15 protein-coding genes are annotated in these 12,807 nt (G+C 74.3%); 14 read left to right on the top strand and 1 reads right to left on the bottom strand.

The features are described from left to right. Positions 1-37 precede the first annotated feature (37 nt). From ACTHM3_RS06320 to ACTHM3_RS06270, 11 genes are all read left to right on the top strand, one after another. Positions 38-217, top strand: coding sequence for a CsbD family protein (locus ACTHM3_RS06320; RefSeq protein WP_440405261.1), 180 nt, complete (start codon positions 38-40; stop codon positions 215-217). A gap of 145 nt (positions 218-362) precedes the next feature. Further along, the gene (locus ACTHM3_RS06315; protein ID WP_440405260.1) at positions 363-911 is read left to right on the top strand and encodes an RNA polymerase sigma factor; all 549 of its coding nucleotides are present in this window, start codon (positions 363-365) and stop codon (positions 909-911) included. Next, positions 908-1,471, top strand: a complete 564-nt coding sequence (locus ACTHM3_RS06310; RefSeq protein ID WP_440405259.1) for a hypothetical protein — start codon at positions 908-910, stop codon at positions 1,469-1,471. The genes ACTHM3_RS06315 and ACTHM3_RS06310 overlap by 4 nt, the downstream gene beginning before the upstream one ends. Further along, positions 1,468-1,773 (top strand): hypothetical protein, encoded by a 306-nt coding sequence (locus tag ACTHM3_RS06305; protein ID WP_440405258.1) that lies wholly within the window; start codon positions 1,468-1,470, stop codon positions 1,771-1,773. The genes ACTHM3_RS06310 and ACTHM3_RS06305 overlap by 4 nt, the downstream gene beginning before the upstream one ends. Before the next feature lie 125 nt (positions 1,774-1,898). Continuing rightward, positions 1,899-3,059, top strand: a complete 1,161-nt coding sequence (locus ACTHM3_RS06300; RefSeq protein WP_440405257.1) for a thiolase family protein — start codon at positions 1,899-1,901, stop codon at positions 3,057-3,059. Between the two features lie 42 nt (positions 3,060-3,101). Next, complete coding sequence (locus tag ACTHM3_RS06295; protein WP_440405256.1) at positions 3,102-3,866, top strand: electron transfer flavoprotein subunit beta/FixA family protein; 765 nt, start codon at positions 3,102-3,104, stop codon at positions 3,864-3,866. A 10-nt stretch (positions 3,867-3,876) separates the two neighbouring features. Continuing rightward, positions 3,877-4,845: an electron transfer flavoprotein subunit alpha/FixB family protein gene (locus tag ACTHM3_RS06290; RefSeq protein ID WP_440405255.1), complete on the top strand. Its 969-nt coding sequence runs from the start codon at positions 3,877-3,879 to the stop codon at positions 4,843-4,845. Further along, positions 4,842-5,987 (top strand): acyl-CoA dehydrogenase family protein, encoded by a 1,146-nt coding sequence (locus ACTHM3_RS06285; protein ID WP_440405254.1) that lies wholly within the window; start codon positions 4,842-4,844, stop codon positions 5,985-5,987. The genes ACTHM3_RS06290 and ACTHM3_RS06285 overlap by 4 nt, the downstream gene beginning before the upstream one ends. Further along, the gene (locus tag ACTHM3_RS06280; protein ID WP_440405253.1) at positions 5,984-7,051 is read left to right on the top strand and encodes an enoyl-CoA hydratase/isomerase family protein; all 1,068 of its coding nucleotides are present in this window, start codon (positions 5,984-5,986) and stop codon (positions 7,049-7,051) included. The genes ACTHM3_RS06285 and ACTHM3_RS06280 overlap by 4 nt, the downstream gene beginning before the upstream one ends. Positions 7,052-7,070: 19 nt before the next feature. After that, positions 7,071-7,844: an enoyl-CoA hydratase gene (locus tag ACTHM3_RS06275; RefSeq protein ID WP_440405252.1), complete on the top strand. Its 774-nt coding sequence runs from the start codon at positions 7,071-7,073 to the stop codon at positions 7,842-7,844. Next, entirely contained in the window at positions 7,841-8,770 is a 930-nt protein-coding gene (locus tag ACTHM3_RS06270; RefSeq protein ID WP_440405251.1) for a cytochrome b/b6 domain-containing protein, read from the top strand. Before ACTHM3_RS06275 ends, ACTHM3_RS06270 begins: the two co-directional genes overlap by 4 nt. A gap of 194 nt (positions 8,771-8,964) precedes the next feature. On the opposite strand, the gene sigJ is transcribed toward ACTHM3_RS06270, so the two are convergent. Next, a complete protein-coding gene (sigJ, locus tag ACTHM3_RS06265) occupies positions 8,965-9,864 on the bottom strand; it encodes an RNA polymerase sigma factor SigJ (RefSeq protein ID WP_440405250.1) in 900 nt (299 codons plus the stop codon). Between the two features lie 105 nt (positions 9,865-9,969). On the opposite strand from sigJ, the gene ACTHM3_RS06260 reads away from it, so the two are divergent. From ACTHM3_RS06260 to rlmN, 3 genes are read left to right on the top strand one after another with little or no spacing between them, the layout of a single operon-like run. Next, a complete protein-coding gene (locus ACTHM3_RS06260; protein WP_440405249.1) occupies positions 9,970-10,716 on the top strand; it encodes an SDR family oxidoreductase in 747 nt (248 codons plus the stop codon). Then, positions 10,713-11,429: an NAD-dependent epimerase/dehydratase family protein gene (locus ACTHM3_RS06255; protein WP_440405248.1), complete on the top strand. Its 717-nt coding sequence runs from the start codon at positions 10,713-10,715 to the stop codon at positions 11,427-11,429. The genes ACTHM3_RS06260 and ACTHM3_RS06255 overlap by 4 nt, the downstream gene beginning before the upstream one ends. Further along, positions 11,426-12,676, top strand: a complete 1,251-nt coding sequence (rlmN, locus tag ACTHM3_RS06250) for a 23S rRNA (adenine(2503)-C(2))-methyltransferase RlmN (RefSeq protein ID WP_440405247.1) — start codon at positions 11,426-11,428, stop codon at positions 12,674-12,676. The genes ACTHM3_RS06255 and rlmN overlap by 4 nt, the downstream gene beginning before the upstream one ends. The last annotated feature ends 131 nt before the right edge of the window (positions 12,677-12,807 follow it).

The raw sequence follows: 12,807 nt of genomic DNA, 5'->3' as shown, positions 1-12,807 counted from the left end.
GCAACACCACACCGCAACAACAGAAAGGAAACGCATCATGGCTCTCTCCGACGACATCAAGAACAAGGCCGAGGACCTCGCCGGCAAGGCGAAGGAGGCGGCCGGCAAGGCCACCGGCAACGAGAAGCTCGAGGCCGAGGGCAAGGCCGACCAGGCCAAGGCGTCCGTCAAGGGCGCGGCGTCCGACGTCAAGGACGCGCTGTCCGGCGACAAGTGACCGGCCCGGAGCGGCGGGTCCGGCATCATGCCGGCTCGCCGCTCCTTGCCATCCGGGAACGCCCTTGTCAAGACGCAGATCTTCTTAGAAGGGCGTCATGAACCTGAGCGGAGCACGGTGACCGACCCGACGAGAGGAGGCGGAGATGGCGGACCTGCAGGACGCGGGCGACGCGATCCTCGCCCAGCGCTCGGCGGACGGCGACACCGACGCCTTCGCGGCGCTCGTCCGACGGCACGGCCCCTTCCTCCGGGCGTACGCGATCCGTCTGCTCGGCTCCGCGCGAGCGGACGCCGACGACTGCGTCCAGGAGGCGCTCATCGCGGCCTGGCACGCGCTGCCCGAGCTGAAGGACCCGGCGCGGTTCCGCTCGTGGGTCGTCGCGATCGTCTCCCGGAAGGCCACCGACCGTCTCCGCCGCCGCCGCCCGGACGACGCGGAGCTCGACGAGGCAGTGCCGTCGTCGCGCCCCGATCCCGAGGACTCCGCCGTGACGTCCTCCCAGATCGACGCCGTCCGCGCGGCGCTCGACGCCCTGCCCGAGGATCTGCGCACGGCCTGGGTGCTGCGCGAGATCGGCGGGCGAAGCTATGAGGAGATCGCGGACCAGCTGGATCTGCCCGTCGCCACCGTGCGCGGCCGGATCGCGCGGGCCCGCCGATCCCTGCTCGATGCGATGAAGGAATGGAGGTGAGCCCGACGAACACCCCGAACACCATCGGAGGCTCGGGCTACACGCTCGACGACCTCTCCGCCTATCTCGATCGCGGGCGCACCCCGCGCATCGCCGCCATCGAGGACGACGCCGAATGCCAGGCCGTCCTCGCCGAGATCGAACGACTCGGGGCCCTGTCCCGCCGCATGGTGGAGCAGAGCGCCGAGCCGATCGACGCCGGATGGCTCGACCGTCTGATCGGGGGACTCGGCCGCGAGCTGCGCGCCGGCCGCGACCTCCCGTTCTCCGACTCCACCCCCGAGCGCCGCTTCGTGATGACCGAGGGCGCCGTGCGCGAGGTCGTCCGCCGCGCGGGTGACGAGGTGGACGGCGTCATCGTCGGCCGGTGCCGGATCGGCTGGGACGAGGAGTCACCGCACGTGCGGATCGCGATCAGCGTCACGCCGGATCGCCCGCTCCACGGCATCGCCGAGGAGGTGCGCGCGGCGGTCGTCGCGGCGCTCGACCGCGACACCCCGCTGACCGATGCCGTCGTCGACGTGGAGATCGAGGACGTCCTGGAGAGGAGGTCGTCATGACCGAGGCCCTGACCGAGCTGGCCCGTGCCGTGGACGCGGCGGTCGCCGCGACGCCGGGCGTCGAGCGGCTGTTCGCGGCCGGCGTGCGCGCTGCGGTCGGCGCATCGTTGGCCGAGGCGGCCCCGCTCTCGTCGGTCGCGCGCCGCCTCGACTCGTACGAGGCGACCGTCTCGATCGGCGCCGCCGGCGGCCCGGCCGGGTCCGTGGCCCGCGCCGCCGCGACGGCGGCCGCCGCCGCGCTGCCGCCGGGCGCCCGCGTCACGGTGCGCGTGTCGCGCGTCGTCCCCGAGCCGGTCGAGTAGCCGCGAGCGGGTCGAGTAGCCGCGAAGCGGCGTATCGAGACCCCTCCACCCCCGCGCCCCGGTCTCGATACGCGGCCCGCGGCCGCCACTCGACCCGCACGGGGGGTTCGGGTGAGGATGGGTCCATGCGAGAAGCCGTCATCGTCGACGTCGTCCGCACCCCGATCGGCAAGGGCAAGCCGGGCGGGATGCTGTCCGGCTGGCACCCCGTCGACCTGCTGGCGCACACCCTGAGAGGCCTCATCGCCCGGACCGGCCTCGACCCGGCGACGATCGACGACGTGCTCGTCGGCTGCGTGACGCAGTCGGGAGAGCAGTCGATGAACGTCGCGCGGAACGCGGTGCTCGCCGCCGGTCTCCCCGTCGCCGTGCCGGCGGCGACCGTCGACCGCCAGTGCGGGTCGTCGCAGCAGGCGCTCCACTTCGCGGCGCAGGGGATCATCGCGGGCGCCTACGACGTCGCGATCGCGGCGGGCGTCGAGTCGATGTCGCGGGTGCCCATGTTCTCCGCCGTCCAGGGTGCGGATCCGTACGGCGTCGACCTGACCGCGCGATTCGCGCCCGTCGGCGGCCTCGTGCCGCAGGGCGTCTCGGCCGAGCTCATCGCGGAGCGCTGGGGGCTGACCCGAGAGGACCTCGATGCCTACGCCGCCCGCTCGCACGCGCTCGCCGATGCCGCGACGCCGGGCGGCATCCTGCCGACGCCGGTGGACCGGGGGGCGGGCCGCGAGGACGAGCTCGCCACCCGCGACGAGGGCATCCGCCCCGGCAGCTCGGTCGAGACGCTCGCGGGGCTGAAGCCCGCGTTCCGCGAGGACGGGCTCGTGACCGCGGGCAACGCGTCCCAGATCTCCGACGGCGCGTCCGCGGCGCTCGTCATGGAGCGGAGCCTCGCCGAGCGCCTCGGACTGCGGCCGCGGGCCGTGGTGCGGGCCTTCGCCGTCGTCGGCGACGACCCGATCCTCATGCTGACCGGCGTGATCCCGGCGACCCGCAGGGTGCTCGACCGGGCCGGCCTGACGCTCGACGATCTCGACGCGATCGAGGTCAACGAGGCCTTCGCCTCGGTCGTGCTCGCCTGGCTCCGCGAGACGGGCGCCGATCTCGACCGCGTCAACCGGCACGGCGGCGCGATCGCGAACGGGCACCCGCTCGGTGCCTCGGGCACGAAGCTGCTCGGCTCCCTCATCGACGTGCTCGAGGAGCGCGGGGGCCGCTACGGACTGCAGACCATGTGCGAGGGCGGCGGGATGGCGAACGCCACCATCGTCGAGCGCCTGGCCTGACCGGATCTCCACGAGAGAAGAGAGAGGAATGGCGACCACGCCATGAGGATCGCAGTGCTCATCAAGCAGGTCCCCGACACCTGGGGCGACCGGCGACTGGACCCGGCGACCGGCCGGGTGGACCGCACCGACGGGGAGCAGGTCATCGACGAGATCGACGAGCGCGCCCTCGAGGTGGCGCTCGCCCACCGCGACGGCGACAAGGCGACCGAGGTGGTGGCCGTCGTCATGGGGCCGGCGCAGGCCGCCGACGCCGTCAAGAAGGCGCTGTCGACCGGCGCGGACTCGGCGGTGCACGTCGTCGACGACGGCCTCGCGGGTGCGGATGCGGGGCTCACCGCCGCCGCCCTCGCCGGGGCGCTGCGCGCCGGCTCCTACGACCTCGTGATCGCCGGCAACGTCTCGACCGACGGCCGCGGCGGCGTGGTGCCCGCGATGATCGCCGAGCACCTCGGCATCCCCGCCCTCAGCTCGCTCGACACGGTCGAGATCGGCGCGGACGCGGTGGGCGGCAGCCGCACCACCGACGCGGGCCAGGAGACGCTCCGCGCCCCGCTGCCCGCCCTCGTGAGCGTCACAGAGCGCGTGCCGGAGGCGCGGTTCCCCAACTTCAAGAGCATCATGGCGGCGCGCAAGAAGCCCGTGCAGCGGCTCGCACTCGCCGACCTCGGCGTCGCCTCCGCCGCCCGATCGGTCGTGCTGGAGACGCGCGAGCGCCCGGCACGCGAGGCGGGCACGATCGTCGTCGACGACGGCACCGCGGCGCAGCAGCTGGTCGACTACCTCGTCGCCGAGCGACTGGTCTGAGAGGACGTCCATGAAGATCGCCGTTCTCATCGAGACCCTGCCCGGCGGCGCGCTCGCGCCCTCCGCCCCGGCGCTGCTCGCCACCGCCGCCGGCGTCGGCGACCCGATCGCCGTCGTCGTGACGCCCGAGGGTGCCAACCCCGACACCCTCGCCGCGGAGCTGGGCGCCCTCGGCGCGGCGGAGGCCGTCGTCGCGACGAGCCCGGACGCCGACCGCGTGCCCGTGCTGCCGCAGACCGACGCGCTCGCCCGGGTCGTCGCGAGCCACGCGCCCCACGCGGTCCTGCTCGCGAACTCCCTCGACGGCCGCGACGTCGCCGCCCGCCTGGCCGTCCGCGTCGGCGGTGCCGGCACCTGGGACGCGGTCGAGGTCCGCGCCGAGGGCGACCGTCCCGTCGCCACGGGCTCGGTGTTCGGCGGGGCCTACACCGTCGACTCCGCCGTCGACGGCGGTCTTCCCATCGTGACCCTGCGGGCCGGCGTGACCGAGCCCGCGACGCCGCGCACCGCGACGGTCTCGACCATCGCGCTCGACCCGGCGCCGGTCGGAGCCGCGATCGTCGAGAGCCGCACCGCCGCCCCCGCCGCGGGAGGACGCCCCGAGCTGAAGGGCGCCGCGCGCGTCGTCTCCGGCGGCCGCGGCGTCGGCTCCGAGGCCGACTTCGCGCTCGTCGAGCGGCTCGCGGATGCGCTCGGCGCGGCCGTCGGCGCGTCGCGCGCCGCGGTCGATGCGGGCTACATCCCGCAGACCCACCAGGTCGGGCAGACCGGGGTGACCGTGTCGCCGCAGCTCTACGTCGCCCTCGGCATCTCGGGCGCGATCCAGCACCGCGCCGGCATGCAGACCGCCAAGCGGATCGTCGCGATCAACAAGGACGGGGACGCGCCGATCTTCGACATCGCCGACTTCGGCATCGTCGGCGATCTCTTCACGGTGGTGCCGCAGGTGATCGAGCTGCTCGAGAAGCGCGCGCAGTGAACGTCGGACTGACCGAGGAGCAGCAGGCGCTCGTCGAGACCGTCCACGAGTTCGCCGAGCGGGTGCTCGCGCCGGGCGCGGCGCAGCGCGACGCCGACGAGACCCTCCCGATGGAGCTCCTGGAGCAGGCGGGCGAGCTCGGGCTCGGCGGCATCTACGCCCGTGAGGAGCACGGCGGATCCGGCCTCAGCCGGCACGACGGCGTCCTGATCTTCGAGGAGCTCGCGCGCGGCGACGTGCCGGTCGCGGCGTTCATCACGGTCCACAACATGGTGGTCTGGATGATCGACGCCTATGGCTCCGACGAGCTGCGCCGCGCCTGGGTCGAGCGGCTGGCACCCATGCGCGAGTACGCCGCGTACGCCCTCACCGAACCGGGCGCCGGCAGCGACGCGGCGGCGCTCGCGACGACCGCCGTCCGCGACGGCGACGAGTGGGTGCTGAACGGCACGAAGCAGTTCATCACCGGCGCGGGGATGGCGGCGGTCTACATCGTCATGGCCCGCACCGGGGGCCCGGGCGCCCGCGGCATCAGCGCGTTCGTGGTCCCGGCCGAGACGCCCGGCCTCTCCTTCGGCCCGCGTGAGAAGAAGATGGGCTGGCGCGCCCAGCCGACGCGGCAGGTGATCCTCGACGGCGTCCGCGTGCCCGCGGGCAACCTCCTCGGCGAGGAGGGGACCGGATTCCGCATGGCGATGCGTGCGCTGAACGGCGGCCGCCTCAACATCGCCGCGTGCGCGCTCGGCGGCGCCGAGTGGGCGTTCGACCGCGCGGTGCGCTACGTGCAGGAGCGGGAGGCGTTCGGCGCCCCGCTCGCGGCCATCGACACCGTCGTGTTCCAGATCGCCGACATGCGGGTCAAGCTCGCCGCCTCCCGCGCGCTCCTGCACGACGCGGCGCGCGCGCTCGACGCGGGCGCGAAGGACGCACCCGCGCAGTGCGCCATGGCGAAGCGGTTCACCACCGACTCCGCCTTCGACGTCGCGAACCAGGCCCTGCAGCTGCACGGCGGCTACGGGTACCTCGCCGACTACGGGCTGGAGCGCACCGTGCGCGACCTGCGGGTGCACCAGATCCTCGAGGGCACGAACGAGATCATGGCGATGATCGTCGGCCGCGGGGTGCTGGACGCCGCGCGGTGAGCGCGCCCGCCGAGCCGGGACCCGCCCCCGTGCTCGTCGAGCGCCGCGGCCGCCTCGGGATCCTCACCCTGAACCGGCCGCGCGCCCTTAACGCCCTCGACACCGGGATGGTCGGCATCGTGAGCGACGCCCTCGCGGCGTGGGCCGACGACGACGCGGTGGCGACCGTGCTCGTCCGCGGGGCAGGGGAGCGCGGGCTCTGCGCGGGCGGCGACGTCGTCGGCATCGCACGGGCGGCGCAGGCCGGCGACCGTGAGCTCCCGGCCCGGTTCTGGCGCGACGAGTACCGGATGAACGCCGCGATCGCCCGGTTCCCGAAGCCCTACGTCGCCCTCATGGACGGGATCGTGCTCGGCGGCGGCGTCGGGATCTCGGCGCACGGCTCGCACCGGGTCGTCACCGAGCGCACCCGTCTCGGCATGCCGGAGACGGGGATCGGCTTCGTGCCGGACGTCGGCGGCACCCGGCTCCTCGCGCATGCCCCGGGCGAACTCGGCACGCACCTCGGCCTGACCGGCGACCACGTCACCGGCGTCGACGCGATCGCCCTCGGGTTCGCCGACGCCTTCGTGCCGTCCGACCGGTTCGAGGCCCTCGCCGTCGCGCTCGAGACCGAGGACGCGGATGTCGCGATCGCGTCGGTCGCGGAGTCCGCGCCGCCGGCTCCCCTTCTCGCCGAGCGCGCCTGGATCGACGCGGCCTACGCGGGCGACGACCTGTCCGCGATCCTCGACCGGCTCACCGCGGGGGAGGAGCCGGCCCGCGCCGCGGCCGCGACCCTCGCGACGCGCTCCCCGACCGCCCTCGCGATCACGCTGCGCTCCCTGCGCGCGGCGGCCGCCGAATCGACGCTCGAGGAGGCGCTGCGGCGCGAGTACCGCGTCTCCACGCGCGTCGTCGCGCTCCCGGACTTCGTCGAGGGCATCCGCGCCCAGCTGGTGGACAAGGACAGTGCCCCGCGCTGGCGCCCGGCCGCCCTGGCCGACGTCGACCCGGCCGTCGTCGACGCGGCGTTCGCGCCAGTCGACCCCGAGCTCCCGCTCCCTCCCGCCCCGCTACGCTGACCAACGCAGGAGGCCCCCGATGACCTACGAGACCCTCAGGGTCGAGCGCGACGGCCGCGTCGCCACCGTCACCCTGAACCGCCCCGACGCCCTCAACGCGCTCAACACGATGCTCGTGACCGAGCTGCTCGACGCGCTCGAGGAGCTGGATGCCGACACGGGCGTCGGAGCGATCGTCCTCACGGGCTCCGACCGCGCGTTCGCCGCCGGCGCCGACATCAAGGAGATGGCGCAGCTCGGGTACGCCGACCTCGCCGTCCGCGAGCCGTTCGCGGCCCTCAGCCGCATCCCCGCGATCCGGACCCCGCTCATCGCCGCGGTCGCCGGCTTCGCGCTCGGCGGCGGCTGCGAGCTCGCGATGGCCTGCGACCTCATCGTCGCGGCCGAGAACGCGCAGTTCGGCCAGCCGGAGATCACCCTCGGCGTCATCCCCGGCCTCGGCGGCACCCAGCGCCTCACCCGCGCCGTCGGCAAGGCGAAGGCGATGGACCTCATCCTCACCGGCCGCCGCATGGACGCCGCGGAGGCCGAGCGCTCCGGTCTCGTCGCCCGCGTCGTCCCCGCCGACGAGCTGCTGCCCACCGCGCAGGCGATGGCCGCCACGATCGCCGGGATGTCGCTCCCCGTGGTCTACGCCGCGAAGGAGGCCGTCAACGTCGCGCTCGAGACGCCGCTCGCCGAGGGCCTCCGCTTCGAGCGCCGCAGCTTCGCCTCGATGTTCGCCCTCGACGACCAGACGGAGGGCATGACCGCCTTCGTCGAGAAGCGCCGCCCCGAGTTCGGCCACCGGTGAGCGCGACGCAGAACGCCGCCCCGCGCCGGCGCTGGATCCGCCTCGCCTGGATCATCCCGGTGGTGGTCGTCGTCGCCGCGATCGTGGTCTTCGGGGCGCAGTGGCTGCGCTCCCTCGACGGCGTGCGCGCGTTCCTCACGACGTATCCCGGCCACTCCGCGCTGCCGTCCTGGGCACCCATCGGCCTCCCCGCCTGGCTGCAGTGGCAGCACGGGCTGAGCGCCTTCCTGATGCTGTTCATCCTGCGCACCGGGTGGCTCGTGCGCACCACGCGCCGCCCCGACGCGTTCTTCACGCGCCGGAACACCGGGCCTCTCCGCACGAAGGGGCAGCCGATCCGGATCGGGCTGCAGCTCTGGTTCCACCTCACCCTCGACGCGCTGTGGGTGCTCAACGGGCTGGTGTTCTACGTGCTGATCTTCTCGACGGGCCAGTGGGTGCGGATCGTGCCCACGAGCTGGGACGTCGTGCCCAACGCACTGTCCGCCGCCCTGCAGTACGCGTCGCTGAACTGGCCGACGGAGGACGGCTGGGTCGGCTACAACGCGCTCCAGCTCCTGTCGTACTTCGCGGTCGTGTTCCTCATGGCGCCGCTCGCGGTGCTGACGGGTCTGCGGATGACGCCCGGGCTCGCCGCATGGTGGCGGCGCTTCGACAGGGTCTATCCGCTCCCGGTCGCGCGGCGCGTGCACTTCCCGCTCGCGGTGCTGTTCGCGGCGTTCATCGTGGTGCACGTCTTCCTCGTGCTGGCCACCGGGGCGCTGCGGAATCTCAACCACATGTACGCGGGCCGCGACGACGAGTCGTGGATCGGATTCATCGTCTTCGCCGCCTTCATCGCGCTGTGCGTCGCGGCCTGGTTCGCGCTCCGTCCGGTGGTGCTCCGGATGCTCGCCGGGACGATGGGCACGGTCGGCCGTCGGTAGGTCAGATTCTGAGGAATGTCACAGCTTCTGTCCCCCGCTCTTGCCCCCCGCGGCCTTCCGGAGTATTCCGGTATGAGAGCCGGTATCAGGGGGTGCCCGAAAGGGCCCCGGCTCCGCGGGGCGCGACCGGGGGGTCGCCGACCGCGGGAGGGACGTCCGGTCTCTCTCGCGACGTCCCTCCGCCCGCCCCTGGCCTAGCCCCAGAGGGTGAGCTTCTCCGGATTCCGCATCATGCGGAGCTCGACGATGCGCCCCTCGACCACTTCGACCGTGAGCACGCTGTCGACGCGTCCGCCGTCCCAGACGACGAATCCCAGGCCGTCCGGGGTCTCGGCGACGGTCGTCTCGAAGCCCTCGTTCTTGGCCGCGACGCCGAGCAGGAAGCGCGCCACGCGGTCCGCGCCCACCACCGGCCGCCGCGCCGCGCTCCGGATGCCGCCGCCGTCCGAGCGCAGCACCGCATCCGGGTCCAGCACCGCGACGAGCCCCGCGAGGTCGCCGCGCTGCGCGGCCGCGGCGAAGGCGGCGACGGTGCGGTCGTGCTCCTCGCGCGTCGCGCGTCGCGTCCGGCTCGCCGCGATGCGCCGGCGGGCGGATGCGGCGAGCTGCCGGCAGGCGGCGGGGGTGCGCCCCACCGTCTCCGCGATCTCGTCGAACGGCACGGCGAACACGTCGTGCAGCACGAAGGCGACGCGCTCGGCGGGCGTCATCGTCTCGAGCACGAGGAGGAGCGCCGTGCTCACCGAGTCGTCGAGGGTGACGCGGTCGAGGGGGTCCGCGCCGCCGTGCCCGGCGAGCGGACCGGGGAGCGCTCCGTTCGGCACCGGCTCCGGCAGCCAGGGGCCGACGTAGCGCTCGCGCCGCGCCCGCGCGGAGCCGAGCGCGTCGAGGCAGACCCGGCTCGCGACCCGCGTGAGCCACGCCGCGGGGTTCGCGATCGCCGCGCGCTCCGCGGGGTCGAGCCGGTACCAGCGCGCGTAGGTCTCCTGCACGGCGTCCTCGGCCTCGGCGACCGTGCCGAGCATCCGGAAGCACAGCGACACGAGCTGCCGGCGCTCGCCGATGACCGCCGCATCGATCGTCTCGTCGACCATGACCTCACATCCCGGGGAGCTGCGTCGTCGGAAGGCTATGAGCACATCCTTCCGCCGGGCCGAGCCCGGTGTCACCCTGACGGCCGCGTCGACGGGAGCGATCCGATGAGGATCGCGGTGGCCGGCGGGACGGGAGCCGTCGGCGCGCCGACGGTCGCGGCGCTCCGGGCGGCCGGGCACGAGGCGGTCATGCTCGCCCGGTCGGCGGGGGTGGACCTCGTGGCCGGTTCGGGCCTGCGCGAGGCGCTCGCCGGGACGGACGCGGTCGTCGACGTGTCGTCGACCACCACCACCTCGGCGTCGGCCTCCGTCGCCTTCTTCGAGGCCGCGACGACGAATCTGCTGCGCGCCGAGCGGGAGCTCGGCGTCGGCCACCACGTGGCCCTGTCGATCATCGGCGTGCCGGCCGCGCCCTTCGGCTACTACGCCGGCAAGGCGCGGCAGGAGGAGCTGGTGCAGGCCGGCGACGTGCCCTGGACGATCCTCCGCGCGGCGCAGTTCCACGAGTTCGCGGAGCAGATGGCCACCCGGGCGAAGATCGGGCCCATCGTCGCCTGCCCCGCCATGCGATCGCAGCCCGTCGCCGCGGCGGAGGTCGGCGCGGTCCTGGCTGACATCGCCGCCGGCGCGCCACGCGGGATCGATCGCGAGCTCGCGGGCCCGGAGGAGCGGGCGATGCCCGAGCTCGTGCGAATGTTCGTCCGCGCGACGGGGCGGCGCACGCCCGTCCTCGGCGTCCCCTTCCCGGGCGCGTGGGGTCGCTCGATGCGCGACGGATCCCTGCTGCCGGGCCCCGGCGCCCGTCACGGCGCGCAGACCTTCGAGACCTGGCTCGCCGAGCGCACCCGATGACCCGCATCCTGCTCGCCGGCGGGGCGGGCGTCATCGGCCGTCCCCTCGTGCCCGCGCTGGTGGCGAGCGGGCACGAGGTCGTCGCGACCACGCGACGCCCGGATCGGCGCGACCTGTTGCGAGAGCTCGGTGCGACACCCGTGACGATGGACGCGCTCGACGCGGACTCCGTCGCGACCGCCGTCGTCGCCGCGGCGCCCGAGCTCATCCTCCACGAGCTGACCGACCTCGCCGGCGGCGATCGCGATGCGAATGCCCGGCTCCGGCGGGAGGGCACCGCGCACGTGGTGGCCGCGGCGCAGGCGGCGGGCGTCGAGCGCATGCTCGTCCAGAGCATCGCCTGGGCCGTCCCGCCGGGCGAGGGTCCGGCGTCGGAGGATGAGCCGCTCGAGCCCGGCTCCGCCGTGGACGACATGGAGCGCGTCGTCCGCCGGCTGCCGCACGCGACGATCCTCCGCTACGGGATGCTGTGGGGCCCGACCACCTGGTACCCCGACGCCCGGGCGGCCGCCGACATCCCCGGGATCGGCTGCTGGGTGCACCTCGACGACGTCGTGAGCGCGACCGTGGCCGCGCTCGACTGGCCCGACGGCATCTACCAGATCGTCGACGACGAGCCGTCGCCCGCAGGCCGGGCGGTGTCGAACGCCAAGGCCCGCCGCCAGGGGTGGAGCCCGCGGCATCCGGGGCGGCACGGCAGAATGGGCGGGTGACCGAGCGCGAACTCCCCGCATCGACCCCCGTGCGGTCGACGGGCTCGCGCGCCGCCGGATCCCAGGTGCGCCCGGCGACCGAGGGCTGGACGCAGGCGCGCGACGCGGACGGCCGCCCGCTCCTGCAGTTCGCCTCGCCCCGCCGGAAGCGGCCGGAGATCCACCTCGCGGATCTCGACCTCGCCGCCCGCAAGGCGCGCGCGCAGGAGCTCGGGGTGCCGGCGTTCCGCGCGACGCAGATCTCGAACCACTACTTCGCCCGCTCCACCGTGGATCCGGCGCAGATGACCGACCTGCCCGCGGAGGGCCGCGAGGAGCTCGTGGCCGCGATGCTCCCGCCGCTCCTCACCGAGGTCCGCCGCCTCCGGACGGACGGCGGCGAGACGATCAAGTTCCTCTGGAAGCTGTTCGACGGCGCCCTCGTCGAGTCGGTGCTCATGCGTTACCCGGGTCGGGTGACGCTGTGCGTGAGCAGCCAGGCCGGCTGCGGCATGAACTGCCCGTTCTGCGCGACCGGGCAGGCGGGCCTCACCCGCAACCTGTCCGCGGCCGAGATCGTCGATCAGGTCGTCGCCGCGAACCGCGCCATCGCCGAGGGCGAGCTCGGCGGCCTCCGCACCGACGGCGGCCACGACGCCCCGCGGGTCACGAACATCGTCTTCATGGGCATGGGGGAGCCGCTGGCCAACTACGCGCGGCTCATGACCGCCGTGCGCCGCATGGTCGCGCCGGCGCCGGAGGGGCTCGGGATGTCGGCCCGCCACATCACCGTCAGCACCGTCGGGCTCGTCCCGGCCATCCGGAAGCTGGCCGCCGAGGATCTCCCGCTCACCTTCGCGCTCTCGCTGCACGCGCCCGATGACGAGCTGCGCGACGAGCTGATCCCGGTCAACTCGCGCTGGAAGGTCGACGAGGCGCTCGACGCCGCCCGTGCCTACTTCGAGACGACGGGCCGCCGCGTCTCGATCGAATACGCGCTCATCAAGGACATGAACGACCACGCCTGGCGCGCCGACCTGCTCGCGGAGAAGCTCAACGCGCGCGGGCGGGGCTGGGTGCACGTCAACCCGATCCCGCTCAACCCGACGCCCGGATCCATCTGGACCGCCTCGGACCGGCGCACGACCGTCGAGTTCATCGAGCGGCTCGAGGCGGCCGGGATCCCGACCACGCTGCGCGACACCCGCGGCAAGGAGATCGACGGGGCCTGCGGCCAGCTCGCCGCCGTCGAGGAGCGGGTCGAGTAGCCGGCGCAGCCCGCGTATAGAGACCCCGCCGCGTGCCACCAGGTCGCGAAAACCCCCCGCGCCGCGAACCCACCCCCGACCGGGTCACATCGCCAACCTGCCCACCAGCACCCCCCGCCCGAGCACCTGCC

The sequence above is a fragment of the Pseudolysinimonas sp. genome (assembly GCF_051954455.1).
Classification (GTDB): domain Bacteria; phylum Actinomycetota; class Actinomycetes; order Actinomycetales; family Microbacteriaceae; genus Pseudolysinimonas.
Note: the sequence above shows the minus strand (reverse complement) of the source record. Positions and strands in the feature narration are given on the sequence as shown.